The organism is Ensifer sp. SL37, from assembly GCF_026672675.1.
Lineage (GTDB): Bacteria > Pseudomonadota > Alphaproteobacteria > Rhizobiales > Rhizobiaceae > Ensifer > Ensifer adhaerens.
This window is the reverse complement of the sequence record NZ_JAPPRN010000006.1, coordinates 594192-620597: the sequence shown is the minus strand read 5'-3', so window position 1 is coordinate 620597 and position 26406 is coordinate 594192. Positions and strand designations below refer to the sequence as shown.

Here is a 26406-nt window from a genome sequence, read left to right as displayed (position 1 = left end):
TTCACGAGGGGAAATACACAGACTTTTGGGTCGAAGCGGCAGGGATTTTCGATCATCTGTTGGCATTGGCAGGCGGCTCGGTCTATTTGATACGTGATGAATGCCATGGAACGCGCGAATGCAGGATACGATGACGACCGGGATGACTGACGCAGATCTGCCCCGGGGCGGCGATTTCGCGTCCGAGATCGCAAAGCTTGAGACCCAGTTCGATATCATCCGCTATATGCGGCGGATCACGCAGGTTTTTGGCTTCAAGACGTTTCTGATCTGCTCGATCCCCTCGATCGACGTGGAGCGCCTCGCCGCGAGCACCGTCATCTCCAACATGCCGGCCGAGCTGCTGAACAAGTATGACAGCCTGTCGATGCTGCGCTTCAGCACCGGCGTGCGCCGCCTGCGCGAGACGACGACGCCGTTCCAGGTGACGCTTGCAGCCTGGGAGGGAGAGGGCGGCAAACCGGAATCTGCGGCCGAATACATCGAGATGCTGCGCGAAAACGGTATCTTCCAGGCAAGCTACTTCCCGGTTCATGACGCCGAGGGCGGCCGCGGCGCGGTCATCCTGATGGGCCCGCTGGTCGAACTGCCGATGACCGTCACCATGGAACTGCAGATGATTGCAATCCATGTCTATAACCGCCTCGCCGAAATCGGCTCCGTGTGGAAGAGCAGCGGCGCAGCACTTTCGGAGCGCGAGATCCAGTGTTTGAGCTGGACGGCTGCCGGAAAGACCAGCGCCGAGATCGCCGGCATCCTCGGGCTCTCCGAGCATACGGTCAACCACTACCTCAACCACGTGACCAAGAAGCTCGACGCCGTCAACCGTACCCAGGCGGTCGTGAAGGCGATGAAGAAGGGCTACATCAGCTAGCCCCAAGTCGGCCCTGCGCCGCAAGCCTCTTCCTGAATGTCCTCGACCTGATGCGATCGAAAGAAGCTTGGGGAAGCCCGGCATGCTGTCGCCAAGGTTCCGTCATCTGGGCGATCTGCTCCATCCTTGGACGATTTGCAGACGGTTGCTCAGAAACTGGGCATATGCCATCGCCGGCCGATGCATGGCGGTCGAGATTATCTTTTTGAAATTGCTGCTTATTTCCGCCAGATCTGAAACTGGCACGCATCCTGCATTTCTATTGGCATGTCCAGAGGGGACTAAAAAGAAGACAGCGCCCAAGAAGGTCGCGACCGAAAGGGCCACTGCCCGCCTTGAAGGTGATCCCGGATGTACGGACACCGAGGCGGGTGGTGGCCCTTCCTTTTTCCGTTATGTCGCATTGGCGAAGCGCCCCGCCTCGACTATCTAAGAGATAACAAAAGAATGAGAGGGCGCGATGCCGGAAGTCACGAAAGAAGTGGTGCTTGAAAAGTTGCGCACGGTGCGTGGCCCGGGCATGGAAGGCAATATCGTCGACCTCGGGCTCGTGTCTGATGTCTTCATCTCCGACGGCAAGGCCTATTTCTCGATCACCGTGCCGGCCGAACGCGCCAAGGAGCTGGAGCCGATGCGGGCTGCAGCCGAGCGCGTGGTGCGTGACATTCCCGGGATCACCGCGGCAATGGTCGCTCTGACGGCCGACCGCAAGGCGGCCGCAGGCAGCGCGCCGGTGCAGCGCCCGCAGCCGCAGGCACCGTCCCATGCAGGCCACTCCCACGCCCCGCGTCCGGCTGGCGGACCGCCCGCCAAGGCGGGGATCCCCGGCGTCGGCGCGATTATCGCCGTCGCTTCGGGCAAGGGCGGTGTCGGCAAGTCGACCACGTCGGTCAATCTGGCGCTGGCACTCCAGGCAAACGGCCTGAAAGTCGGTCTGCTCGATGCCGATATCTACGGCCCCTCGATGCCGCGGCTGCTGAAGATTTCCGGCCGGCCGCAGCAGATCGAGGGCCGGCTCATCCGCCCGATGGAAAATTACGGCCTCAAGGTCATGTCCATGGGTTTCCTCGTCGATGAGGAAGTGGCGATGATCTGGCGCGGACCGATGATCCAGTCGGCGCTTCTGCAGATGTTGCGCGAGGTCGCCTGGGGCGATCTTGACGTGCTCGTGGTCGACATGCCGCCGGGCACGGGCGATGCCCAGCTCACCATGGCCCAGCAGGTGCCGCTTGCCGGTGCCGTCATCGTCTCGACGCCGCAGGACCTGGCGCTGATCGATGCGCGCAAGGGGCTTGCCATGTTCCGCAAGGTGGAAGTCCCGGTGCTCGGCATCGTCGAGAACATGAGCTACTTCGTCGCGCCCGACACCGGAAACCGCTACGACATCTTCGGGCACGGCGGCGCCCGCAAGGAGGCAGAACGCATCGGCGTGCCCTTCCTCGGCGAAGTGCCGCTGACGATGGGAATTCGCGAGACGTCGGATGCGGGAACGCCGCTGGTCGCCTCCGACCCGGCAGGCGAGGTCGCGCGCGTCTACCGCGATATCGCGACCAAGGTCTGGGAACAGGTATCAGCCACGCAGCAGGACAAAAGCCGCGCCGCGCCGAACATCGTGTTCGAGTAGTTTGTCTCGAAGCGGTTCTGCCCGGCTGCCGGGCACGAATCGTTTTGCCCTTGATTCGGTTTTGATTTAAGCAAACATGCTATAGGGTGGCGCCGAACTGGCGGCGCATGCCCGCGTGCCGGATTGCAAGAGGGCATTGATTTTGCGTTTGCGTTGCGCCATATGCCTTGCCGCACTTGCGAAGGTGCCCAACTTGACGCCCTCTCGCCCGAGATCTTGGCCTCTCGCGATGACTGAGTTGAAGACTTTGTCCTGACTGGCGGAACGTCCCATCCGATGGATCTCTATTGTGGGTATTTTGTGGCGCACGACCTTTCGCCTCTTCCATTCGACCCTAAGGTTGGCATGACGAGGACGCTCGCATGATCACCGGCTATTGCGCCGATGGCACGGCCGTCGTCCTGACGCCCGCCGATCCGCCCGAGAGTTTGCGTTCGGACCTCATCTGGCTGGATCTGGTCGAGCCGAACAAGGCGGAAGATCTGATGATGGAAAAGCTGCTCGGCATTTCCATCCCGACGCGCGACGACCTCAAGGACATCGAGCCTTCGAGCCGTCTCTATATCGAGGAGAACGCCGTGTTCATGACGGCGTCACTGGTGTTTCGTTCGGACACGGAGATACCCGGCCTGACTGACATCGGCTTTATCCTGGCGGGTAGCCGGCTCGTCACCATCCGCTATGCCGAGCCCCGATCCTTCGCCCTCTTCAAGGCGTCGATGCACCGCTTCCCCGGAAATTGCCGAGACGGCGCGGTGGTTTTGACCCGGCTCCTGGAAACGATCGCCGACCGGACCGCCGAAATTCTCGAAGAGGCCGTGACCAAGATCGACGATCTGTCGATCGCCGTCTTCGGCGACAAGGCCGCCGGCAAGCGCCGCCCGCCGCATTTTCTCGAGGCGCGCCTGCGCGACGTTGCCGGGCATCATCGTCTGGTCGCCAAGACCCGCGACAGCCTCGCCTCGCTCTCGCGCCTGCTGACATTCGTCTACACCGTTCCGCAGGTGCAGGACGACAAGGAAACGCGCGAACTCTGCCGCTCGATTTCGCGCGACATCCAATCGCTGTCCGAACATGCCGGGTTCATTTCCGGCAACATTACCTTCCTGCTCGATGCATCGCTCGGCCTGATCAACGTCGAGCAGAACGCCATCATCAAGATCTTCTCGATCGCGTCGGTCGTGCTTCTGCCACCGACGCTGGTCGCCTCGGTCTACGGCATGAACTTCCGCGTCATGCCCGAGCTGGAATGGCAATTCGGTTATCCCTGGGCGATCGCGGCGATGGTGATATCGGCCGTGATCCCCTTTTTCTTTTTCCGCTGGAAAGGCTGGCTTTGAACGCCAGTAGGTTTGCATGACCCAATCGCATGCCCCTTCCACTCATGAGCCGAAGGACCTGCGCCGTCTGCTGGTCCTCGGGCTTGGTTCGATCGGTGTCGTCTATGGCGATATCGGCACCAGCCCGCTCTATGCCTTTCGCGAAGCGTTGCGCCCGGTTTCCCATGACGGTGTGACCGATGCGGAGATCATCGGCCTGATCTCGCTGATGATCTGGACGCTGACGATCATCGTCACGATCAAATACGTGCTGTTTCTTCTGCGCGCTGACAACCAGGGAGAGGGCGGTACGCTGTCGCTGCTTGCCCTGTTGATGAAGTCCGCCAACGGCCACGCCGCCATCCTCTTCTTCATGGGCATCGCCGGTGCCGCGCTCTTTATCGGCGACGCGATGATCACGCCGGCGCTGTCGGTTCTTTCAGCGGTCGAAGGTCTGAAGCTGGTGACGCCGGCGCTGTCGGAATATGTCGTGCCGATCGCGGTGGTCATCCTGTTGATGCTCTTTGCGGTGCAGTCGAAGGGAACCGCGGCGGTCTCGAACTTCTTCGGTCCGATCACGCTCGTCTGGTTCCTGGTGATGGGCGGCATCGGTTTCGTGCACATCTCCGACGACTTATCGATCTTCAAGGCCTTCAATCCCTACTACGCCGTGAGCTTCATGCTCAGCGAAGGCTATGTCGGCATCATCGTGCTCGGCGCCGTCTTCCTGACGGTGACCGGTGCAGAGGCGCTCTACGCCGACCTTGGCCATTTCGGCCGCCGGCCGATCCAGTGGGCCTGGTTCCTGATCGTCTTTCCGGCATTGACCCTCAATTATCTCGGCCAGGGCGCCTTCGTCCTGAAGAACCCGGAAGCGATGTCCGACCCGTTCTTCCTGATGTTCCCGAAATGGGCACTGCTGCCAGTGGTCATTCTGGCGACGGCGGCAACCATCATCGCCAGCCAGGCGGTGATAACCGGTGCCTTCTCGCTGACGCGCCAGGCGATCCACCTCGGCTTCCTGCCGCGCATGGCGATCTTCCATACGTCCGAGACCCATACGGGCCAGATCTACCTGCCGAACGTCAACACGCTCCTGATGTTCGGCGTCATGGCGCTGGTCTTCGTCTTCGGTTCGTCCGAATCGCTGGCGACCGCCTACGGCATCTCGGTGACCGGCGCGATGGTGGTGACGACGGTGCTTTCCTTCGAGTTCCTGCGCATGCGCTGGAACTGGTCGGCGCTTGCGGCCGCCGCTGTGCTGTTGCCGCTCTTCGCGCTGGAGTTCATCTTCCTCGGCGCCAACATGCTGAAGATCCACGACGGCGGCTATGTTCCGGTGCTGATCGCCGCCACCTTCATCATCATCATGTGGACCTGGCGGCGCGGCACCGAAATCCTGCACGCCAAGACCCGCCACATCGACATTCCGCTGGCGAGCTTCATCAAGTCGATCGAGCGCAAGAGCGAACATGCGCCCGTGGCCGTGCCTGGAACCGCCGTGTTCCTGACGAGCGATCCGGAATCGACGCCGGCCGCACTGCTCCACAACATCAAGCACAACCACGTGCTGCACAATCAGAACTTCATCCTGACGATCCGCACGGCCAATACGCCGAAGGTGCCGAAGTCGGAACGGGTGAGCATGCAGCCGTTGTCGGACCGGTTCACATTGCTCGAAATGCGCTTCGGCTTCATGGAAACGCAGAACGTCTCGCAGGCGCTCGGTCTCTTCCGCAAGTCGGGTCTGAAGTTCGACATCATGTCGACGTCCTTCTATCTCGGCCGCCGCAAGCTCGTGCCCGATGCCGAGAGCGGCATGCCGCACTGGCAGGACCGGTTGTTCATCGCGCTTGCGAATGCGGCAATCGATCCGTCGGACTACTTCCGCCTGCCGACCAACCGCGTGGTCGAACTCGGCTCGCACGTGATCATCTGACGTTTGCCCGGTCCTTGGCCGGGCCGCGGGATGGGCCGGATATACAACGCAACGAAGCCGCCTTCCGATGGGGAGGCGGCTTCGTTGCGTTGTGGGGGCATCCACCTTTCAGCGACCGCGCATTAACCAAACATCAAGGTTAATGCTTCATTTTCAAAGCACGAACGGAGCAGTCCCGGCGAAGTGTCCGGCTGCTTGATTGTCTAATCTTCCCGCGCGGAATTCTCGACGCTGGCGCATAGCCGGCGCGGGCGAAGCCGTGCCGCCTGATAGCGTTGCGTGGAGTCGGTTGGTGCGTAAGAGTCGGAACCTACGTCTAAAGTCTCGCCTGAACCCGTCCGCCTGGATGGCGCCCGCGATCATCGGCCTTGCGCTTTATCTCGGCTTTCCCTCGTCTGCGGCCTATGCCGACCTCGCGACCTTCCTGTCCGGCATCAACCGGGGCGGCGAGCGCTGGCGCATGTATATGACGCCGTCGCCGGCCGGCTCGATCCACGAAGCCGAAATGGTGTTTGCCGATCCGGTCACCACGGGCGCGCTTGACGGCGGCGCCGGCATCACCATGCCGGACGGCAGCCGCGTCGCGCTGACCGCGGAAACCAAGCACTCGGGCACGCCCGACGAAGACCGCGTCAACCGTCAGGCCAAGAAGGGTCGCGTCGTTGCCGTGACCCCCGTAACGCCGCCGAAGGATTTCTCCGCCGGCTCCATCCTGCAGCGCACCAGCTCCCTGATAGAGCCAAGCCTGGGGGAGGGGGAGAAGATGGTCTTCGCCAAGTCCCGCATCGAAGGCAAGGAGATCGAGATCGCCACCGCCTTCTACCGGAAGACGCCGCCAAAGGCGGAGCCCGGCGTTTCGCCGATGCTGGCCAAGCTCGTTACCAACGATCGCCCCGACATTCTTGCGACTGCTTACGTCCGGCTCGAGCCGGACTACGCGCGTGAATCGCCCTTCGATTCGATCCTGCGCGAAGACAGGAACGCCGGTCGCTTCATTCCCGAGATTGCGCCGGACGACCACGCCTGGGCCGCCACCGCATTGCCGGGGTCGGTCTTCAGCAAGGAAGAGCAGACCTGCCTGGCTGAAGGCATCTACTTCGAAGCCCGTAGCGAGCCGCTCAAGGGTCAGGCGGCCGTCGCGCAAGTGATTCTCAATCGCGTGCGCAATCCCACCTATCCGAAGACCATCTGCGGCGTTGTTTATCAGAACAAGGCCTGGCGCAACCGTTGCCAGTTTTCCTTCGCCTGCGACATGATCCGCGACCTTATTTATTCCCGCTCGCACTGGAAGACCGCCAAGGAAGTCGCCATGGCCGTCACCGCCGGCAAGATCTGGCTGCCGGAAGTGGGCTCTGCCACCCATTACCACGCAACCTACGTCAATCCGCCGTGGGCGAAGACGATGAAGCGGGTCGGTAAGATCGGCATGCATATATTCTATCGCACCTATGGCGGCGGCTGGAGCTGATCCGCGCCCGACGCGATTCCGCCGCCTTTCCTGCGCACACGCGGAAGGGGGATTCCCGCCGGTCTCCGGCCGGAATCCTGCCGCGACCTTGTCGAAGATCGATGAACGTGTGCTTAACCCATTGAATTTCATGGAAAACATTGTCCACGATCAAGCGACCTGCACGCCTTGACTATGCGGGTGCCTAAAACTATGTTGCGCGCGACTTCAAATGGGGCCGAAACGTGGCTTGTGCGAAGGCCTATTGTATGACCGAAATCGCGGTCTGAGACCCGATAAGGACGACAAGGGAGTAGCCACGTGGCGGAGAAACCTGAAGAAAGTCTGGAAGCGCGGCTGAAGCAGCTCGGCGACAAGATTGAGGCCAAGAGGCCCAATACGCCTGATGTAGCGGAAGCCAGGGCCGCCGAAAGCCGTAAAGGTTATGCGGCGGCGATGAAGCTCTCGAGCGAGTTCATCGCCGGCATCGTTGTCGGGGCGTTTCTGGGCTATCTTTTGGACCACTTTGCGGGTACAGGGCCGTGGGGATTGATTATCTTCCTGCTTCTCGGCTTCTGCGCTGGCGTGCTGAATGTGCTGCGCTCGGCCGGTATGGTGGCGACACCGGAAGCCGGAAGAGGCGGTTCTGGGAATGACAAGAAGGACGGCGACGCCCGCTGAGGCGTTGCCCCGAAGAAAACGGTTTCCGCTCTCGGGCGGGTAGAACGAAAGAGAAGCGCGGTGTCAAACGATCCGACCCACCAGTTCCTGGTCAATAAGATTGTCCCGATCGAAATTGGCGGAATGGACTTTTCCTTCACCAATGCGTCGCTGTTCATGGTTGCGACCGTGGGTGTTGCCGCAGGCTTTCTTTATCTGACGACGTCGCAGCGCGGTCTTATCCCGACCCGCATGCAGTCGGTCTCGGAAATGTCCTACGAATTCATCGCCTCGATGCTGCGCGAAGGTGCCGGCAGCGGCGGCATGAAGTTCTTCCCGATGGTGTTCTCGCTGTTCATGTTCATCCTGACGGCGAACCTGCTCGGCATGATGCCCTACTTCTTCACGGTCACCAGCCAGATCATCGTCACTTTCGCTCTGGCGCTGTTCGTCATCGGTACCGTCATTCTCTACGGTTTCTACAAGCACGGTCTCGGCTTCCTGAAGCTCTTCGTGCCGCATGGCGTTCCTGGCGTCCTTCTGCCGCTCGTCGTCGCGATCGAAGTCATCTCGTTCCTTTCCCGCCCCATCAGCCTCTCGGTCCGTCTTTTCGCCAACATGCTGGCCGGCCACATCACGCTGAAGGTCTTCGCAGGCTTCGTCACCTCGCTCAGCGCCCTCGGCGCGGTCGGCATCGGTGGCGCCATCCTGCCGCTCATCATGACCGTCGCCATTACCGGTCTTGAGTTCCTCGTCTGCTTCCTCCAGGCCTATGTCTTCGCGGTACTGACTTGCATGTACCTCAACGACGCTGTCCATCCCGGAAGCCACTAAGGAATAACAGTCGCTTGCTTCCGGCCGGACCTCCGCCGGAAGCGCAATCCTAAGCCGCAACACCATTCGAAGGAGTTCAAACATGGAAGCGGAAGCAGCAAAGTACATCGGCGCAGGTCTCGCTTGCCTCGGCATGGCCGGCACGGCTCTCGGCCTCGGCAACATCTTCGGCAGCTACCTCTCTGGCGCGCTGCGTAACCCGTCGGCTGCTGACGGCCAGTTCGGCCGCCTCGTATTCGGCTTCGCCGTTACGGAAGCTCTGGGCATCTTCTCGCTGCTCGTAGCCCTGCTCCTCCTCTTCGCCGTCTAATATCGGCTGGAGTTTCGGCCGCGACCCGTCAAAAGGTCGCGGCCGCGCATATTCTTGAGTGCACCTGGAGGTGAGCATGTTTGTGACCGCGGCTTATGCCCAGCAGTCAACCACCACTGAAGGCGCCGAAGCACACGATGCCGCTGCGGCCGGTGAGGTGCACACCGAAACGGGTGTGGCTCACGAAGGCGAGGCTGGCTCCGGCGTGTTCCCGCCCTTCGATACGACCCATTTCGCATCGCAGCTGCTTTGGCTCGCGATCACGTTCGGCCTCTTCTATCTCCTGATGTCGAAGGTCATCATTCCGCGCATCGGCGGAATTCTGGAAACCCGTCACGATCGGATCGCTCAGGATCTCGATGAAGCGTCCCGCCTCAAGGGCGAAGCCGACGCTGCCATCGCTTCCTACGAGCAGGACCTGGCAGCCGCCAAGTCCAAGGGTCACAAGATCGCCGACGACGCCCGCGAATCCGCAAAAGCCAAGGCCAATGCTGACCGCACCGCCGTCGAAGCCGACCTTGCCAAGAAGATCTCGGCTGCAGAAGACCGCATCGCCGACATCAAGGCAAAAGCACTGGCCGACGTCGGCGCCATCGCCGAGGAAACCGCAACGGCTGTCGTCAAGCAGCTGATCGGCGGAACCGTCACCAAGGCCGAGATCACCGCTGCCGTCAAGGCATCGGCTGGCAACTGAGGAGCACTGAACTATGCATCTTGATGCAACTTTCTATGCCTTCGTTGGCCTGATCCTGTTCTTCGTCCTGATTGCCTATCTCAAGGTTCCGGGCATGGTCGGCAAGGCGCTCGACGCCCGCGCCGAAAAGATCGGCAACGAGCTGACCGAAGCCAAGCGCCTGCGCGAAGAAGCACAGGGCCTCGTCGCTGAGTACCAGCGCAAGCGCAAGGATGCCGAAGCGGAAGCTGCCGGCATCGTCGCTGCCGCCCAGCGCGAAGCCGAAATGCTGACCGCGGAAGCCAAGCAGAAGACCGAGGAATACGTCGTTCGTCGCACGGCTCTTTCGGAACAGAAGATCAAGCAGGCCGAAAGCGACGCGATCAACGCGGTTCGTTCCGCTGCCGTCGATCTCGCGATCGCCGCTGCCGAGAAGGTCATTGCCGCCAAGGCGGACGCCGGCGCCCAGAGCGATCTGTTCAAGAAGGCACTTGGCGACGTCAAGGCACGCTTGAACTAAGCGCTCGGACATTCGATTGGAGAAAGCCCCGCTTCGTGCGGGGCTTTTTTTATGCCTGTCTGCAGAGACCGCGTTGGCCCGACCAATGGGTGGCGCCAGCCTCCGTCAGAGAATTCCGTAGGCGTTTCGCCACATCAGGTTCGGCTGCCGAAGTAGGACCAGTGTTCAAGGGCTAGCGTGGCGCACGTCAGCATGCGCGCCGCCGGTATGGCTTTTGACGTGAGAAAAGCTGTTGACGAGATATGTCGGAAGCGGAACCGAAAACGCCTGCGTAGCGCTGGTCAGGGATTGCGCAAAGGTTAGTCGTCCCGGCGCAGCGGCCGGAAGCTCATGCGGTGCAGCGGGCAGGGGCCGTGGGTCTCGATGGCGCGACGGTGGGTCACCGTCGCATAGCCGGCATGGAGCGCGAAGCCGTAGCCGGGATGTGCGAGATCGGCACGGGCCATCATGCGGTCGCGGGTGACCTTGGCGACGATCGAAGCGGCGGCGATCGACAGCGACCGCGCATCGCCCTTGACGACCGCCTTGGCGTGGCAGGTGAGGCCGGGCGGAACGTCACGGCCGTCGACCAGCACGAAGCGTGCATTCGAGGGCAGGCCGGCCACGGCGCGCCGCATGGCTTCAAGGCTTGCCTTGCGGATGTCGGTGGCGTCGATGGTGCCGGCCGAAGCCGAGGCGATCGACACTTCGGACGTGGCGAGGATTTCTTCGAACAGTTTTTCGCGCGCCTGCGCCGTCAGCTTCTTGCTGTCGTCGAGGCCCGCGGGAATGGCGTCCGGATCGAGGATGACGGCGGCGGCGACCACCGGTCCCGCGAGCGGCCCACGCCCGGCCTCATCCGCTCCGGCGACCGGCCAGAAACCATCGCCCTTGGCCGAAAGCTCGAAACTGAAATCGGGCGCTTCGATGATATCGGGAAAAAGGGGAGAATCGGACGATCTGCGAGACATAAGTCTAATTCGCATGATCGACCGATTCTCTTCAAGCCCCCAGGTCCGAGTGCGGCGGCGGACGGGGGATTACCGGGGCCCACGGCGGGTAAGGGGCACCGGAACTGCTATGCGATCTGAGGCGCCCCCCATCGGGTTCGCCTGGCGGTGCGGGGCGATCATCTCTCGCTGCGCGCCGATTACGAAATTGCGGATGCTACCAGGCGATCGGAAAGCCTTCAAAGAAGCGAGAGCTGCACCCCCGTTCCGAGCGGCGGCACGAAGAGATCGTCGCGCAGCTGCCGGCGCGTCGGGTTGAAGCCGAGGCGCTTGACCGCCAGGTCGAAGCGGCGGCCAATCTGCCACGCATAGGGGCCGGCGCCCTTCATGCGTTTGCCGAATTCGGCGTCATAGTCCTTGCCGCCACGCATGGAGCGGATGAGCGACATGACGTGCCGGTAGCGGTCCGGATAATTGCGCAGCAGCCAGTCGCGAAAGAGCGGGCTGACCTCGAGCGGCAGCCGCAGCAGGACATAGCTTGCTTCCGTTGCTCCGGCTGTCCTTGCTCCTTCGAGCACGCGCTCGATCTCGTGGTCGTTCAGCGCCGGAATGATAGGGGAAACGAGAACACCGGCCGGGATGCCCGCTTCGGCAAGCATGCGTATCGCCTCCAGCCGCTTGCTCGGCGTAGAGGCCCGCGGCTCCATCGTGCGGGCGAGCTTCCGGTCGAGTGTCGTGACGGAGATGCCGACGCGCACCAGTCCCTTTTCCGCCATCGGCGCCAGGATATCGATATCGCGGGTGACCATCGCTGATTTGGTGACGATCATGACCGGATGGTTGGCGTCCCGCAGCACCTCGAGGATCTGGCGCATGATGCGCCACTCCTTCTCGATCGGCTGATAGGGGTCGGTGTTGGTGCCGATGGCGATCGGCCTCACCTTGTAGTCCTGCCGCGCCAGTTCGCGCTCCAGAAGTCGCGGTGCATCCGGCTTGGCAAACAGCTTCGCTTCGAAGTCGAGGCCGGCCGATAGGCCCATATACGCGTGCGTGGGGCGGGCGAAGCAATAGATGCAACCATGCTCGCAGCCGCGATAGGGATTGATCGAGCGGTCGAAGGAGATGTCGGGAGACTCGTTCCTCGTGATCACCGTGCGCGGCTTCTCGACCTGAACCTCGGTCTTGAACGGCGGCAGATCCTCCAGGCTTTCCCAACCGTCGTCGAACGTCTCGCGGCTGCGCGGTTCGAACCTGCCGGACATGTTGATCCCGGCGCCGCGCCCCCGGCGGCGATCGATGTCGATCCGGAGGCCCGTTGCGCTCATCATCGCTTCGGCCACATCTGCCGTGTTGGCGGGCGCAAGGGCACCCTGCCTGATCTGAGACAGCTCGGTCATTGGAATCTCCCCGGAATCAGATATTTGATCCCGTTTTGTTCTGATTATTTTCCTATCGCGAATTAGGGAACAATTCAAGAACAAAAAATTGGAATTTCGGTTTTGTCGATCAAGGCACCGCTTCGGTCGATGTCCTGGATGTAGCAATTGCCGTGCCGATGCGTTACGAGAAACCATGCTCACGATCATCATGGAAACCCGCGACAACGAAGCCGAACTGGCGCAGACGCTTGCTGTGTTGGTTGCCGGCGCCGTGGAGGGGCTGGTCAGCGATGTGATCATCCTCGATCATGGTTCGAAGGATGGTTCGTCCGATGTGGCCGATGCCGCTGGATGCCGTTTCTGCCGGGATTGGGATCTCGCCGATGTGGTGGGTTCGGCGCGTGGCGAATGGCTGATGTTGCTGGAGCCGGGCGCCCGCCCGATCGGCCGCTGGATCGATGAACTGGCCGAGTACGTGTCGATGAACAAGGCACCGGCCCGCTTCTCCGGTTCGAGACTGCATCGCAGGCCTTTCTTCCGCCGGCTGACCCGGCGGGGAAAGCCGCTGGAGACAGGCTTTCTCCTGCGCAAGAACGATGCTCTTGCGGCCGCCCGCGGCAATACGGGCCTGGATGCCATGACGAATGTCCGCTCTGTCCGCAAGCTCTCGACCGAACTTGTTCCGGCCTGGGTCGCCGTCGAAGCCAGGCGGTAACGCCGGTTCGTAGCGCGCAAAATTAAAGGTGCCAGTCCCGGGGGGACGGCACCTCCAAGCGGCTCTCAAATGACCTTGTTTGGTAGATTTCTATCCGGGCAGCATTCTGGCTACCCGTCGTATCCAACATTGCATTCCGCCTGGGGGACAGAGGCGGAAGGGTCTTGCGGCGCGAGGAATAGAACGTGCGGCGGTCGTTCCTCGCTGTGTCAACGCTTGGAGACTAACTAGAGGAGAAGCGACCGTCAGTTACTAAGGTAACAGGTCGGCCAAGCTGGAACGATCCAAGCTCTTCAGCCACGTTTCAGATGCTCGTCGAGCCGCGGCATGATCTCCACGAAATTGCAGGGCATGTGCCGATAGTCGAGCTGTTGCTTGAGGATGCCGTCCCACGCATCACGGCAGGCACCGGGCGAACCCGGAAGCACGAAGATGAAGGTGGCGTTGGCAACGCCGCCAGTTGCCCGCGACTGGATCGTCGAGGTGCCGATCTTCTCGAAGGAGATACGGTGGAAGACTTCGGAGAACCCGTCCATGCGCTTCTCGAACAACGGTTCCAGCGCCTCGGGCGTCACGTCCCGCCCGGTGAAGCCCGTTCCACCTGTCGTGATCACCACGTCGATGTTGGGATCGAGCGTCCAGGCCTTTACCTGATCGTAGATCTTCGTCTTGTCGTCGGAAACGATGGCGCGCGCCTCAAGCCGATGACCGGCGTCACGCACCCGCGCTTCCAATGTGTCGCCCGACTTGTCGTCGGCGCGCGTGCGCGTGTCGGAGACCGTGAGGATGGCGATCCCGACAGGAATGAACGGACGCTTTTCGTCGATACCGGCCATGCTATTTCCCTTTGCCCACTGTCCTGCAGGCGAGAACGTACCACCCGGGGTAGGCCTCCGAAAGAGCGCGCGCTGTCGCAGCCGCGCGCACGTCGCTGTCGAAAAGGCCGAAGCATGTGGCGCCTGAGCCCGACATGCGCGTGAGCGCCGATCCGGCTTCGGTCAATGCCTTGCAGACCGTGCTGATCACGGGCTCAAGGCCCTCTGCCGGCAGCTGCAAATCGTTGCGCATCGTGGCGATGGCAGAAATCCACTCGGCCGCCGTACCGGCTCTGTGAGGCGCAACGAGCGTCGGGTTCGTCTTGTTGGCGAGGGCCCGGAAGACAACCGGAGTCGAGACGGCGACGAGCGGATTCACCAGCACGACCGGCAGCGCGGGGAAATCCGCAAGCGGCGTAATGTCCTCGCCGATCCCCTTCGCGAGCAGTGGCGTGCCGGCAAGACACATCGGCACGTCCGCCCCGAGCTGCAGCGCGATGGCGCCGAGGCGGGAGGGTTCGATCGTCGCGCCCCAAAGATCGAGAAGCCCAAGAAGCGTCGCCGCCGCATCCGCGGATCCGCCGCCAATGCCCGAGGCGAGCGGCAGGTTCTTCTCGAGATGCAGGTGGACCGGCCCGGCCGTGTCGGGGTCAAGTGCCTGCAGTTCGGCGCGCAGCAGGTCCCGTGCCTTCAGAACCAGGTTGCCGCCCGCGCCGGCATCCATCGGCAGCGCGGCGGCAAACGCGCCCGAAACCGTGAAGCGATCCGCATCCGCCGGCGAGAGACCGATGCGATCGCCGCGATCGGCAAAAGTGACGAGACTTTCGAGAAGATGGTGGCCGTCGGCGCGCTGGCCGACGACGTGAAGGGCCAGATTGATCTTGGCGGGGGCTGCGCGCGTCAGCGCGAAGCCCGCGATGTCACCTTCCGACATGGAACGGTCAGGACTTCTTGTCCGGCGCCGGTGCTTCCGGGGTCACCTTCTTCGGAGCGGTTTCCTTGGCATCGGCGGAGGCGGGGACCGTTTCCTTGAGCGGCGGCAAGCCGTTCTCGATCTTTGCCTTGATCTTCGGGATCTCGGCTTCCTCGGGCTTCAGTTCGAGCGTCTGCGTCCACTGGAACACGGCTTCGAGCTTGCGGCCGACGCGCCAGTAGGCGTCGCCAAGGTGATCGTTGATCGTCGGGTCGCCGGCCATCAGTTCGGCTGCCTTCTCCAGTTCCACGACTGCGTCGTCGAAGCGGTTCATGCGGAAATAGGCCCAGCCGAGGGAATCGACGATATAGCCGTCATCCGGCTTCAACTCGACGGCCTTGCGGATCATCTCCAGGCCCTCTTCGAGGTTGATGTTCATGTCGACCCAGGAATAGCCGAGATAGTTCAACACCTGCGGCTGGTCCGGATTGAGCTCCAGCGCCTTGCGGAAGTTCGGCTCGGCCTTGTCCCAGAGCTTCTGGCGCTCATAGGCGATGCCGCGCTGGAAGAATACGGTCCAGTCGCTGCGCTTCGGCACGGAGCCGATCTGTTCGACGGCGCGATCGTAGAGTTCGCCCATCTCCTTGTAGTCCTTGGCGTCGGAAAGCACGCTGCCATAGGCGAGATAGTTGCGGATGTTCTTCGGATCGACGTCGATGAGCGCCTTCAGGTGCTTCTTCGCCTCGTCGACCTTGCCGATGCTGGCGAGGCTGAGCCCGAGCTGTAGTTCCGAAACGCGCCGCATCGGCGAGGTCTCGGGAATGGCCTTGTAGAGTTCGATCGCCTCGTTCGGTTTCTTCAGGTTTTCGGCGATGCCGCCGAGCATGACCAGGATGTCGGCGCTGTCAGGGTCGAGCCGGCGCGCGGTCTGCAGGTAGAGCGAGACGATGTCCTCGGCGCCGTCGCGGTTGAGTGCCGCACCGATCGAGAAGAGCACGGCCGCAGCGCCCTGGGTGGCGTTCTTGACCTGCTGTTCCTGCGGAACACCATTCTCGATATCGGTCCTCAGCGCCTGCAGCGGCGTGTAGTTGTTGACCATGTTTTCGCCGACGGCGACGGTATCGAGCGCCTTCTGCTTGTTGCCTTCGCGCGCCTCGAAACGGGCAAGCGCTTCGACCGCGCGCATGAAGGTGTCGGGAGCGGCACTTCCGCCCTCGCGGTCGAGAATGGCATCGTTGAGCCTGGTGCGCGCCGTCTGCTTGTCACCCGCAGCAACCGCGATCGCGCCCGCATGATAGTTCTTGAACACGCGGAACCATTCAGGACCGTCAAGGCCGTTAATCTCGGCGAGTGCTTCCTTCGGCTTGCCCTGGCCGAATTTCGCCCAGGCCGAAAGCAGTCCGTTCATCAGCCGGTCGAGATCGTTCGGACCCTGGTAGTTCAGAAGCTTCTGTGCGTTGCGATACTCGCGCTTGCGGATCGCCTCGATCGCGCGAATGACCGTCGTGATGCGCTCGACGGCCGGGTCGGACTTCAACTGCTCGGCAATCTTCGCGCCTTCGTCGAACTGGCCCGCCATCAGAAGCGTGATCATCAGCCGCTGCTTGACGTCGTTGTTGTTCGGCTCGAACTGCAGCGCGATGCGGTAGAGTTCCGTGGCGGAAGCGAAGTCGCGGTCCGTATCGGCGGTGCGGGCAGCGAGAAACGCGCCGGAAAAGGTATTGACCGACTTGATGTCGAACGGCTCAGTTTCCTCGACGGCTGCGGTCTTCTCCTCGGCAAATGCCTGGTAGCCGCCGCTGACAGCAGCGAGAGCCAGCAGTGCTGCGCCGCTGAGGAGGCGGAGAATCGTCTTTTGCCGCATGTCAAACCTTTCGCGCCGATTGCTCGGCTTTCGCACCACTAAGGGTTGTTTTCGGAGTCAGCCACATATAGCCCAACGCAACTCTTGAGGAACAGAATGGCTTTTTTGGCGCAACGCGGCAAGAAAATCCTGTCGCTTGTACTGACCTGCCCGGAGCCCGTCAGCTGACGCGATCGATGCAGAAGTCGATGACTTCGGTGAGCGCCGATTTCCAGGGAGACGCCGGCAGCGGCGCCAGCGCATCGCGGGCAATCGTGCCGTAATGCTGGGCGCGAGCGATGGTGTCGCTCAAGCCCCCATAGCGCTTGATCAGGCCGAGTGCCTTGTCGAGGTTCGCGTCGCTGCTGTCGCCGCCTTCGATCGCCTCGCGCCAGAAGGCACGGTCTTCCGCCGTCCCGCGGCGATAGGAGAGGATTACAGGAAGGGTGATCTTGCCCTCGCGGAAGTCGTCGCCGACATTCTTGCCGAGGTCGCTCGACGAGCCGCCATAGTCGAGCACGTCGTCGACGAGCTGGAAGGCGAGGCCGAGGTTCATCCCGTAGGATTTCAGCGCATTGCGGTCCGATTTGCTGGTCTGGGCAACGATCGGCCCAACTTCGGCGGCGGCGGCAAAAAGGGCTGCGGTCTTGGCACGGATGACCTGGAGATAGTCGTCCTCGGTCGTTTCCATGTTCTTGGCGACGGAGAGCTGCAGCACTTCGCCTTCGGCGATGACCGAAGCTGCAGTCGACAGCACGTCGAGCGCGTCGAGCGAGCCGACATCGACCATCATGCGGAAGGCCTGGCCGAGCAGGAAGTCGCCGACCAGCACGCTTGCCTGGTTGCCCCAGATCGTGCGTGCGGTGGATTTGCCGCGGCGAAGGTCGCTTTCGTCAACGACGTCGTCATGGAGAAGCGTCGCGGTGTGCATGAATTCGACGCTGGTTGCGAGCTTGACGTGGGCGTCGCCCTCGTAGCCGAACATCGCAGCGGAGGCGAGCGTCAGCATCGGGCGCAGACGCTTGCCGCCCGAAGAAATCAGGTGGTTGGCGACCTCGGGAATCATCTGAACGTCGGAGCCGGCCTTCGACAGGATAAGCTGGTTGACGCGCTCCATGTCCGCAGCGGTCAGATCAACGAGCGGCTTTACGGACGCCTGTTTGTTTTTGCTGTCTTCCAGCGGTATCACTACGCCCACACCGGGACTCCTGTTTTCATTGTCGCTTTCGACAATAGGAAGGGGTGTCCCGTGCGGCAAGAGGCGAATTGTCCCGCTTGCTGAAATAGGACAGGAAAAACCGCCGGATGAAGGAATTGATCCGTACCAACGATGCCGTCGTGCTCTCCTTTGCCGAGAGCCTGATGAAGGATGCCGGCATCGCAAGCCTCATCGCCGACCAGGGGATGAGCATTCTTGAGGGCTCGCTCGGCCTCTTGCCCCGTCGCTTTCTGGTCGCCGAGGAAGACGCGGACGCGGCGCGCCGGATCCTGATCGATGCCGGGCTCGAGGCGGAGTTGCGCCCTTGAGCACGGAGCCGATGCCGGCTGCGACCGAAACCGTCGATGCATTTCACCGCGGCAAGTTCCATGTTGTCCAGCCACTCGGCCAGGGGCATCGCTCCGGCATGGACGCCATGCTGCTTGCGTCGCTCGTTGCATCGGATCGTCCCTGCCGGGTCGCCGATCTCGGTGCGGGCGCGGGTGCAGCCGGCATGGCCGTCGCCTCGCGGATCGACGATGCGGAAGTGGTGCTGGTGGAGCGCTCGCCCGTTATGGCGGAGTTTGCCCGCCGCAGCCTGGCGCTTGCCGAAAACGCCCGTCTTTCCTCGCGCGTCTCGGTCGTTGAGGCCGACGTTTCACTGACCGGCAAGGCGCGTGTCGCGACGGGTCTGGCGGATGACAGCTTCGATCATGTGATCATGAACCCACCCTTCAACGATGCCTCGGACCGCAAGACTCCGGATGCGCTCAAGGCCGAGGCCCATGCGATGAGCGACGGGCTGTTCGAGATCTGGGTGAAGACGGCGGGCGCGATCATGAAGCCCGGCGGGCAACTGTCGTTGATCGCTCGGCCGGAATCGATCGCCGAGATCATCGCCGCTTGCGGCCGCCGCTTTGGCGGCATCGAGATCACGGCGCTGCATCCGCGGGTCGGTGAAAACGCCGTGCGCATCCTGGTGACGGCGATCAAGCAGAGTCGCAAACGGCTGGTCTTCCGCGCCCCGCTCGTCATGCACGAGGAGGGGCATCGCTTCGCAGACCATGTCGACGACCTCAACAATGGCCGCGCCGCCTATCGCCGCCGCTGATTTACCGTATGCGGCATTGCGTTCGCCGCATCAGTGCATACATGGCATGGAAGAGCCCCTGGCGGGCGATCGGGCGAAGCATTCCGCTTTCGCCGATGAGACGCGGTCATGTCTATGATTTCCGGTCGTTCCGGCTCAAAATCATGGCATGTCCCAGCAGGCAGGAGTTGAAATGAAGACGTTCTTGAGACGGTTGTTGCCCAAGCGTTTTCGCAAGGAAGGCGTGACGATCCCCGTCGTCCGGCTCCACGGCGCGATCATGGCCGGCGGCGGTCAGTTCCGGCCGGCGCTCAACCTGGCGACAGCGGCCCCGCTTCTCGAAAAGGCCTTCGCAAACAAGGACGCGCCTGCTGTCGCGATCTCCGTCAATTCGCCTGGCGGCTCCCCTGTGCAGTCGCGGTTGATCTACCAACGCATCCGCGATCTCGCCCAGGAGAAGAAAAAGCGTGTGCTGATCTTCGTCGAGGACGTCGCCGCATCCGGCGGCTATATGATCGCGCTTGCCGGCGACGAGATCATTGCCGACCCGACCTCGATCGTCGGCTCGATCGGCGTTGTCTCCGGCGGGTTCGGTTTTCCGGAACTCCTGAAGAAGATCGGCGTCGAGCGGCGTGTCTATACCGCTGGCGAAAACAAGGTGATGCTCGATCCGTTCCAACCGGAAAAGGAAAACGACATCGCATTCCTGAAGAACCTGCAGCTCGATATCCACGATACCTTCATCCAGATGGTCAAGGCCCGTCGCGGCCAGCTGCTCGCCGACGATCCGGATATCTTCTCCGGCCTTTTCTGGACCGGCCGGCGCGGGCTGGAGCTCGGCATCATCGATAGTCTCGGCGATCTGCGCGGCGAGGTGAAGAAGCGCTATGGCGACAAGGCGCGGCTCGAGCTCATCCAGCCGGTGCGCAGCCTTTTTGGCCGCCGGCAGAGCGGCGCGGCCATTGCCGGTGCTCTGGTCGAGCCAATGGCCGCTTCCGCAGCGGCGGGACTTGCCGAAGCCATCGAGGAAAGGGCATTGTGGGCGCGGTTCGGGCTTTGATGCCTGCCCGGCCTGAAATGTCCTTGGAGGGAAAATGCCGCAACTCATCCTGCTCCTGATCGCAGGTTTCGTCTTCTGGCTCGGCTATCGCAAGTTCGTGGCGGATGCCCAGAAGCTGACGCGCCAGCGCGAACAGGCTCGCCGCGAGGAGCAGACCGGGGCGCAGGGAACGTTGGTGCAGGACCCGGAGACCGGCGAATACAGGCTGAAGCGCGACGGCGAGTGAGGGCGGTCGGAACGCGTCAGTGTGGCTGCGGTCTATTTGCCCGCCTGCTGCCGTAGCGCTTGACCCCTGTCATCAGGCGTGGCACCTGTCCGGCACATTTTCTAGAAGAAATCCGGACGCGATCCATGACCACTCTGCCTGATCATATGAACCCGAAGCGCTCGTTTCAGGCTCTGATCCTGACACTCCACAATTACTGGGCCGACAAGGGTTGCGCCGTGCTGCAGCCCTACGACATGGAAGTGGGCGCCGGTACCTTCCATCCGGCAACGACCCTGCGCGCGCTGGGCCCGCGTCCCTGGCGTGCGGCTTACGTCCAGCCGTCGCGTCGCCCGACCGATGGCCGCTACGGCGAAAACCCGAACCGCCTGCAGCACTACTATCAGTATCAGGTAATCCTGAAGCCGAACCCGTCCAACCTGCAGGAACTCTATCTCGGCTCGCTCGAGGCGATCGGCCTCGACCCGCTGCTGCACGATATCCGCTTTGTCGAGGATGACTGGGAAAGCCCGACGCTCGGCGCCTGGGGTCTCGGCTGGGAGTGCTGGTGCGACGGCATGGAAGTGTCGCAGTTCACGTACTTCCAGCAGGTCTGCGGCATCGAGTGCTCGCCGGTTTCGGGGGAACTGACCTACGGTCTCGAACGCCTCGCCATGTATGTGCAGGGCGTCGACAACGTCTACGACCTGAACTTCAACGGTCGCGAAGGCGCGGAGAAGATCAGCTATGGCGATGTCTTCCTGCAGGCCGAACAGGAATATTCGCGCTACAATTTCGAATACGCCAACACGGCGATGCTGCATCAGCACTTCATCGATGCGGAAGCCGAGTGCCAGGCGTTGCTGGCTGCCGGAGCACCGGGCGACCACAGCAACAACCACCTGCACAAATGCGTCTTCCCAGCCTACGACCAGTGCATCAAGGCAAGCCATGTGTTCAACCTGCTCGATGCCCGCGGCGTGATCTCGGTCACCGAGCGCCAGAGCTACATCCTTAGGGTGCGCACGCTCGCCAAGGCCTGCGGCGAAGCCTTCCTGTTGACCGACGCCGGTGGCGCGAACCTCAACCGGGACGCCGCTTGAGCGTAGAACCGTCCGGCCTTGTCGTTCACATCAACGGCTGGCCGGGCACCGGTAAGCTGACGATCGCGCGCCATCTTGCTGAAAGGCTGGGCGCGCGGCTCGCCGACAATCACACGCTGATCAATCCGGCCGAGGCACTGTTTGCGCGCAGTGACCCGCTTTATCGCTCGCTTCGATCGGCGGTCCGCCAAAGCGTGTTCGAGCACCTGGAAAGGGCGGCAGCCGAACGGTCGTTCATCTTCACCGATGCGCTCTCGGACGATGCCACCGACACGCGTGCCTTCGAGGACTGCGCCGCACTCGCGCAAAAACGCGGCGCTCGCTTCGTTGCGGTCGTGATCGATTGCGACGTCGAGGAAAATCTCAAGCGCCTGACACGCGCCGGCCGGAGCAAGTTGCACAAGCTGACCGATCCGGAAGTTCTTCTGGGATTGCGGCGCGCGCACCGGCTGCTACGCGGCAGAAGCGACCGATTGATTGAGATCGATGTGTCGACGCTCGGCGCTGATGAGGCGGCAGCGGCAATCGCGGCGCGGATCGCAGAACCTTCAGCGATCAGATGACGAAGGTCGTGCCGGCGTCGTTCTTGCAGTACGGCTTCATTGTGGGATAGGCGCCGGTATAGACCTGACCGGAGTAGGTCTGAAGAGCGCGGCGAACACCGCTCGGCCGTTCCGGAGAATGGGCGCTCGCATAGGCAACGAAGAGCGCCGTAAAGGCGATCACGTTGATGAGAGTTGCGAGCGTTTTCATGGTCTTCACTTCGTTTCCGGGGTTGTTCGATGAACCGACTATCGCCCATCACCGGTCCGGTCGCCGTTCCCGATGGAACAGGAAAGCCGGTCTTTTGACGTGAAAAGGCGTGGCATCGGGAAACACAGTGTTCACGGTGCAGGCGGGAATTGGGGAGGAGCAGGTTTCTCTGGCCAAATGCTGCAGAAAGCGCTTTGAAGCTGAGAAGCGAATGCTAATCTCTGCGCGAGTTTTTGGAGGGTGCCCTATGATCGGTCTGGCAATCGCCGTCGTCGTAATTCTGTATCTGGTTTTCGTCTATAACGGTCTCGTCAAGGCGCGGCAGATCGCCGAGGAGGCGTGGTCCGGTATCGATGTGCAGTTGAAGCGCCGCGCCGATCTGATCCCGAACCTGATCGAAACCGTGAAGGGCTACGCCGCACACGAGAAGTCGACGTTCGAAGAGGTGATCGCCATGCGCAACCGCGCGCAGGCGGTGCCAGCCGGCGACGTCGAGGGGCGGGCCCAGGCGGAAGGCGCGCTCTCCCAGGCGCTCGGCAAGCTCTTTGCGCTGGCGGAGGCTTATCCGGACCTCAAGGCCAACGAGAACTTCGCCGAGCTGCAGCGCTCGCTGGAAACGATCGAGGGCGAAATCCAGATGTCGCGCCGCTATTACAACGGTGCGGCCCGTGACTTGAACGTCAAGGTCGAGAGCTTCCCGTCCAACCTGATCGCCAACACCTTCCGCTTCGTCAAAGCCGGCTATTTCGAGATCACCAACGAAGCCGACCGCGCGGTGCCGCAGGTCAAGTTCTGACCGCCACGCCTCCCGAACATTCCTCGCCGCGGGATCCCGCCGCGGCGCCATTCGCATCAAGAGACCTATTCGATGACCTCCGATAGCATGAAAAAACTGACCATCCTGCCGACCGACCACCCGCTCCGCGGTCATGTGCGCCCGCCGGGCTCGAAGTCGATCACCAACCGGGCGCTGCTTCTGGCCGGCCTTGCCAAGGGCACGAGCCGGCTGACTGGTGCCTTGAAGAGCGACGACACCCGCTACATGGCGGAAGCCTTGCGCGCGATGGGCGTCGAGGTCAGCGAGCCGGATGAAACGACCTTCGTCGTCACCAGCACGGGCAAGTTGCTCCCGCCGGCAGCTCCCTTGTTCCTCGGCAATGCCGGAACGGCGACACGCTTCCTGACGGCTGCTGCCGCGCTCGTCGATGGCACGGTCGTGGTCGATGGCGACCAGCACATGCGCAAGCGGCCGATCAAGCCCTTGGTCGAGGCACTCGGAGCGCTCGGCGTCGAAGTCACCTCCGAGACCGGCTGCCCGCCGGTCATCGTCAAGGGCACCGGCGGCTTCCCGGCCGGTCGCGTCGTCATCGATGCCGGCCTGTCGAGCCAGTATGTCTCGGCCCTGCTGATGGCGGCTCCTGGCGCCAAGGGCCCTGTCAGCATCGAGCTTGCCGGCGACGAGATCGGCGCGCGCGGTTACATCGACTTGACGGTTGCCGCGATGCGCGCCTTCGGCGCCGAAGTCGAGCAACTGAGCCCCTCCGTCTGGCAGGTCGCGCCGACCGGCTACAAGGCAGCCGACTATGTCATCGAGCCGGATGCTTCGGCGGCGACCTATCTCTGGGCTGCGGAAGTCCTGACCGGCGGCGCCATCGATATCGGCGTTCCGGCGGACGCCTTCTCGCAGCCGGATGCCCGCGCCCATGCGGTGATCGCGAGCTTCCCGAATCTGCCCGCCGTTATCGACGGCTCGCAGATGCAGGACGCGATCCCGACGATCGCCGTGCTTGCCGCCTTCAACAAGACGCCGGTGCGCTTCGTCGGTCTCGCCAACCTGCGCGTCAAGGAATGCGACCGCGTGCGCGCGCTGTCGCTCGGTCTGACAGCGATCCGGCCGGATCTGGCGCATGAGGAAGGCGACGACCTGATCGTCTCTTCCGATCCCACGCTTGCCGGCCAGACCTTGCCCGCCTCGATCGACACCTTCGCCGACCATCGCATCGCCATGAGCTTTGCGCTTGCCGGCCTGAAGATCCACGGGATCGCCATCGAAGATCCAGGCTGCGTTGCCAAAACCTACCCGGCCTATTGGGATGCGCTCGCCTCGCTCGGCGTCGAATTTACCGGCGACCGGCCTTGATACCGTGCGGGATGTGCGGCCGTGTCTGCGGTTTCCGCGCGCATCCCGTTCTCACCCATAAGAACCGGTCTCGTGTCTTGAACCTCAACCGGAAGAAAGCTTGATCCGCATGGTCCGTTTCGCTGCCGCATTTGCCGTTCTGGTGTTTTTGCTGGCAACGGCAGGCGTCGGTCGGGCGGAGGAGGTCTTCTCCGCCTATCGCTCCGTCATCGATGTCGCCAAGTACGGCACGATGACGGTGACCGAGACGATCACGGCGACGGTCGAGGGCAACAAGATCCGCCGCGGTATCTATCGCGACATGCCTTTGACCTTCACCGACGCGAAGGGCAAGCGCAGCAAGGTCGATTTCAAGCTGCTCTCGGTCGAGCGTGACGGTGAGGAGGAGCCCTATCGCACCGAGACGATCAACGGCGGCATCCGCATCTACACCGGTTCGGCCGAGGTCTTTCTGGAGCGGGGCGAGCATACCTTCCAGTTCACCTACGAGACTGGCCGGCAGATCCGCTTCTTTGACGATCACGACGAACTCTACTGGAACGTCACCGGTACGGAGTGGGATTTCCCGATCGACGAGGCGAGTGCGACCGTGACGCTGCCGGACGGCGTCAGGGCCGAAGCGCTCGATTACTTCACTGGCGGCTATGGCGCGACCGGCAAGGATGCGCGTGCATCCAGGGACGGCAGCGAAATCTTCTTTGCCACCACCCGACGTCTCGACCCGCGCGAAGGGCTGACGATCGCCATCAAGATGCCGAAGGGCAGCATCGACAGGCCCACCTCCAGCCAGGAAAATGCCTGGTGGCTGCACGACCATCTGGCGCTCGTCATCGCCGGTGCCGGCCTTGCCGTCGTCCTGCTCTACTATAGCCAGGCCTGGCTCAGGGCCGGGCGTGACCCGGACCGCGGCGTCATGGTGCCGCGCTGGGATCCGCCGGAGGGCATCTCACCGGCGCTCGTCAATTACATCGACAACAGGGGCTTTTCCGGTGAGGGCTGGACCGCGTTGTCGGCGGCAGCACTCAATCTCGCGGTCAAGGGCCACGTGGTTCTCGAAGACCTGAAGAACGCCATCGTCATTGCCGCCACCGGCAAGAAACCCGACGAAAAGCTGCCGACCGGCGAGGCGGCCGTGATGAAGGCGGTCAATGCCGCTGGCGGCAAGCTCACCATCGACCGCGCCCATGGCACACGGGTGCAGGCGACCGGCGCTGATTTCCGCAACGCCATGGAGCGCGAGCATCGCGGCAAGTACTACCACGCCAACAGCGGTTACATCGTCGCCGGTGTCATCCTTTCGGTGTTGGCGGTTGCGGCCGTGTTCCTGTTCGGGGATCTCAGCGAGGACAGCCTGCCGCTGGTGATCGTTCCTGTTTTCATCGCCTTCTTCGTCTCGATCCTCGCAGTCTCCTTCGGCAAGTCGCTTCGCCGCGAAAGGAGCCTGATGAGCCGGATCATGTCGATCGTCGTGGTCGCCTTCATCGGCTTCGTCGCCTTCACCATCTTCTCGACCATCCTTGCGGCCGTCTTCTATTCGGCAGCCGAAACCGACGAACTGCCGCTGCTCTTCGTGATCGGCGCGATCGTGCTCGTCAACGTGCTGTTCTTCTTCCTGATGGGTGCGCCGACGCCGCTCGGAACGCGGATGATGAATGGCATCGACGGGCTCAGGCAATACATGACGCTCGCCGAGAAAGACCGGATGAACATGCAAGGCGCGCCCGAAATGTCGCCCCGGCATTTCGAGACGCTGCTCCCTTACGCCGTGGCGCTTGGCGTCGAGAAGCCCTGGACCGAGACCTTCGATCGTTGGCTGCTTGCCGCGGCGGCTGGGGCGGCTGCGGCCGCTGCCTATCAGCCGGGCTGGTATCACGGTGACGGCTTCGGCTCGAGCACCTTCGGCGATCGCATCGGCGGTTTTGCCGGATCCATGGCGGACACGATGACGTCGTCGCTGCCTCCGCCGCCCAAATCGTCGTCGTCGGGCTTTTCTTCCGGCGGCGGCTTCTCCGGCGGCGGCGGTGGTGGCGGTGGTGGCGGCGGCTGGTAAATCCGCCTCGCAC

Annotated in this window: 28 protein-coding genes; 21 read left to right on the top strand and 7 right to left on the bottom strand. The window is 62.6% G+C overall.

Features of this window, described 5'->3' with window-relative positions; all coding sequences use genetic code 11:
- Positions 1 to 100: 100 nt before the first annotated feature.
- The 11 genes from OVA00_RS15215 (at position 101) to OVA00_RS15165 (ending at position 10200) form a co-directional block, all read left to right on the top strand.
- Complete coding sequence (locus OVA00_RS15215; protein WP_051659571.1) at positions 101 to 874, top strand: LuxR family transcriptional regulator; 774 nt, start codon at positions 101 to 103, stop codon at positions 872 to 874.
- Positions 875 to 956: 82 nt separating this feature from the next.
- Entirely contained in the window at positions 957 to 1307 is a 351-nt protein-coding gene (locus OVA00_RS15210) for a hypothetical protein (RefSeq protein WP_162732968.1), read from the top strand.
- Between the two features lie 27 nt (positions 1308 to 1334).
- Positions 1335 to 2498, top strand: coding sequence for an Mrp/NBP35 family ATP-binding protein (locus OVA00_RS15205; RefSeq protein WP_034801037.1), 1164 nt, complete (start codon positions 1335 to 1337; stop codon positions 2496 to 2498).
- 362 nt (positions 2499 to 2860) lie between these two features.
- Positions 2861 to 3838, top strand: coding sequence for a magnesium transporter CorA family protein (locus tag OVA00_RS15200; protein WP_034801039.1), 978 nt, complete (start codon positions 2861 to 2863; stop codon positions 3836 to 3838).
- A 16-nt stretch (positions 3839 to 3854) separates the two neighbouring features.
- A complete protein-coding gene (locus OVA00_RS15195) occupies positions 3855 to 5756 on the top strand; it encodes a potassium transporter Kup (protein ID WP_034801041.1) in 1902 nt (633 codons plus the stop codon).
- Between the two features lie 346 nt (positions 5757 to 6102).
- A complete protein-coding gene (locus OVA00_RS15190; protein WP_112975943.1) occupies positions 6103 to 7224 on the top strand; it encodes a cell wall hydrolase in 1122 nt (373 codons plus the stop codon).
- 300 nt (positions 7225 to 7524) lie between these two features.
- Positions 7525 to 7884 carry an AtpZ/AtpI family protein gene (locus tag OVA00_RS15185; RefSeq protein ID WP_034801042.1) on the top strand — a complete coding sequence of 120 codons (360 nt, stop codon included), beginning with the start codon at positions 7525 to 7527 and terminating at the stop codon, positions 7882 to 7884.
- Positions 7885 to 7944: 60 nt separating this feature from the next.
- Positions 7945 to 8697: a F0F1 ATP synthase subunit A gene (locus OVA00_RS15180; protein WP_043620932.1), complete on the top strand. Its 753-nt coding sequence runs from the start codon at positions 7945 to 7947 to the stop codon at positions 8695 to 8697.
- Positions 8698 to 8779: 82 nt separating this feature from the next.
- Complete coding sequence (locus OVA00_RS15175) at positions 8780 to 9007, top strand: F0F1 ATP synthase subunit C (RefSeq protein ID WP_025426100.1); 228 nt, start codon at positions 8780 to 8782, stop codon at positions 9005 to 9007.
- A gap of 76 nt (positions 9008 to 9083) precedes the next feature.
- Positions 9084 to 9701 (top strand): F0F1 ATP synthase subunit B, encoded by a 618-nt coding sequence (locus OVA00_RS15170; RefSeq protein ID WP_034801046.1) that lies wholly within the window; start codon positions 9084 to 9086, stop codon positions 9699 to 9701.
- Between the two features lie 13 nt (positions 9702 to 9714).
- Positions 9715 to 10200 (top strand): F0F1 ATP synthase subunit B, encoded by a 486-nt coding sequence (locus OVA00_RS15165; RefSeq protein ID WP_034801048.1) that lies wholly within the window; start codon positions 9715 to 9717, stop codon positions 10198 to 10200.
- A 299-nt stretch (positions 10201 to 10499) separates the two neighbouring features.
- On the opposite strand, the gene OVA00_RS15160 is transcribed toward OVA00_RS15165, so the two are convergent.
- The gene (locus tag OVA00_RS15160) at positions 10500 to 11150 is read right to left on the bottom strand and encodes a ribonuclease HII (RefSeq protein WP_034801051.1); all 651 of its coding nucleotides are present in this window, start codon (positions 11148 to 11150) and stop codon (positions 10500 to 10502) included.
- Between the two features lie 218 nt (positions 11151 to 11368).
- A complete protein-coding gene (locus OVA00_RS15155; protein WP_034801053.1) occupies positions 11369 to 12526 on the bottom strand; it encodes a PA0069 family radical SAM protein in 1158 nt (385 codons plus the stop codon).
- A gap of 175 nt (positions 12527 to 12701) precedes the next feature.
- Here OVA00_RS15155 and OVA00_RS15150 point away from each other — a divergent pair, with 175 nt between their 5' ends.
- Positions 12702 to 13223, top strand: a complete 522-nt coding sequence (locus OVA00_RS15150; protein WP_034801056.1) for a glycosyl transferase — start codon at positions 12702 to 12704, stop codon at positions 13221 to 13223.
- Positions 13224 to 13516: 293 nt separating this feature from the next.
- Here OVA00_RS15150 and moaB read toward each other — a convergent pair whose 3' ends face one another.
- From moaB to OVA00_RS15130, 4 genes are all read right to left on the bottom strand, one after another.
- The gene (gene moaB / locus OVA00_RS15145) at positions 13517 to 14059 is read right to left on the bottom strand and encodes a molybdenum cofactor biosynthesis protein B (RefSeq protein ID WP_034801059.1); all 543 of its coding nucleotides are present in this window, start codon (positions 14057 to 14059) and stop codon (positions 13517 to 13519) included.
- 1 nt (position 14060) lies between these two features.
- Positions 14061 to 14972: a 4-(cytidine 5'-diphospho)-2-C-methyl-D-erythritol kinase gene (locus OVA00_RS15140; protein ID WP_268089273.1), complete on the bottom strand. Its 912-nt coding sequence runs from the start codon at positions 14970 to 14972 to the stop codon at positions 14061 to 14063.
- Positions 14973 to 14979: 7 nt separating this feature from the next.
- Positions 14980 to 16815 carry a tetratricopeptide repeat protein gene (locus tag OVA00_RS15135; RefSeq protein WP_060516379.1) on the bottom strand — a complete coding sequence of 612 codons (1836 nt, stop codon included), beginning with the start codon at positions 16813 to 16815 and terminating at the stop codon, positions 14980 to 14982.
- 160 nt (positions 16816 to 16975) lie between these two features.
- Complete coding sequence (locus OVA00_RS15130; RefSeq protein WP_034801067.1) at positions 16976 to 17992, bottom strand: polyprenyl synthetase family protein; 1017 nt, start codon at positions 17990 to 17992, stop codon at positions 16976 to 16978.
- 107 nt (positions 17993 to 18099) lie between these two features.
- Between OVA00_RS15130 and OVA00_RS15125 the strand changes: the two genes are divergently transcribed.
- The 6 genes from OVA00_RS15125 (at position 18100) to OVA00_RS15100 (ending at position 22013) form a co-directional block, all read left to right on the top strand.
- Entirely contained in the window at positions 18100 to 18321 is a 222-nt protein-coding gene (locus OVA00_RS15125; RefSeq protein WP_034801069.1) for a putative signal transducing protein, read from the top strand.
- An 11-nt stretch (positions 18322 to 18332) separates the two neighbouring features.
- Positions 18333 to 19103, top strand: coding sequence for a tRNA1(Val) (adenine(37)-N6)-methyltransferase (locus OVA00_RS15120; protein WP_060584101.1), 771 nt, complete (start codon positions 18333 to 18335; stop codon positions 19101 to 19103).
- Between the two features lie 172 nt (positions 19104 to 19275).
- The gene (locus OVA00_RS15115) at positions 19276 to 20142 is read left to right on the top strand and encodes a S49 family peptidase (RefSeq protein WP_110818499.1); all 867 of its coding nucleotides are present in this window, start codon (positions 19276 to 19278) and stop codon (positions 20140 to 20142) included.
- Positions 20143 to 20176: 34 nt separating this feature from the next.
- Positions 20177 to 20368 carry a membrane protein gene (locus tag OVA00_RS15110; protein WP_034801076.1) on the top strand — a complete coding sequence of 64 codons (192 nt, stop codon included), beginning with the start codon at positions 20177 to 20179 and terminating at the stop codon, positions 20366 to 20368.
- 125 nt (positions 20369 to 20493) lie between these two features.
- Positions 20494 to 21450 carry a glycine--tRNA ligase subunit alpha gene (locus tag OVA00_RS15105; protein ID WP_060516372.1) on the top strand — a complete coding sequence of 319 codons (957 nt, stop codon included), beginning with the start codon at positions 20494 to 20496 and terminating at the stop codon, positions 21448 to 21450.
- Entirely contained in the window at positions 21447 to 22013 is a 567-nt protein-coding gene (locus OVA00_RS15100) for an AAA family ATPase (protein ID WP_268089272.1), read from the top strand. The genes OVA00_RS15105 and OVA00_RS15100 overlap by 4 nt, the downstream gene beginning before the upstream one ends.
- Here the strand turns inward: OVA00_RS15100 and OVA00_RS15095 are convergent.
- Positions 22006 to 22203: a hypothetical protein gene (locus OVA00_RS15095; protein WP_034801082.1), complete on the bottom strand. Its 198-nt coding sequence runs from the start codon at positions 22201 to 22203 to the stop codon at positions 22006 to 22008. The genes OVA00_RS15100 and OVA00_RS15095 overlap by 8 nt on opposite strands.
- Positions 22204 to 22450: 247 nt before the next feature.
- Here OVA00_RS15095 and OVA00_RS15090 point away from each other — a divergent pair, with 247 nt between their 5' ends.
- The 3 genes from OVA00_RS15090 (at position 22451) to OVA00_RS15080 (ending at position 26393) form a co-directional block, all read left to right on the top strand.
- Positions 22451 to 22999, top strand: coding sequence for a LemA family protein (locus tag OVA00_RS15090; RefSeq protein ID WP_134885807.1), 549 nt, complete (start codon positions 22451 to 22453; stop codon positions 22997 to 22999).
- An 87-nt stretch (positions 23000 to 23086) separates the two neighbouring features.
- On the top strand, positions 23087 to 24343 hold the full coding sequence (locus OVA00_RS15085) for a 3-phosphoshikimate 1-carboxyvinyltransferase (RefSeq protein ID WP_442780511.1): 1257 nt from the start codon (positions 23087 to 23089) through the stop codon (positions 24341 to 24343).
- 109 nt (positions 24344 to 24452) lie between these two features.
- Positions 24453 to 26393, top strand: coding sequence for a DUF2207 domain-containing protein (locus OVA00_RS15080; RefSeq protein WP_268090337.1), 1941 nt, complete (start codon positions 24453 to 24455; stop codon positions 26391 to 26393).
- The last annotated feature ends 13 nt before the right edge of the window (positions 26394 to 26406 follow it).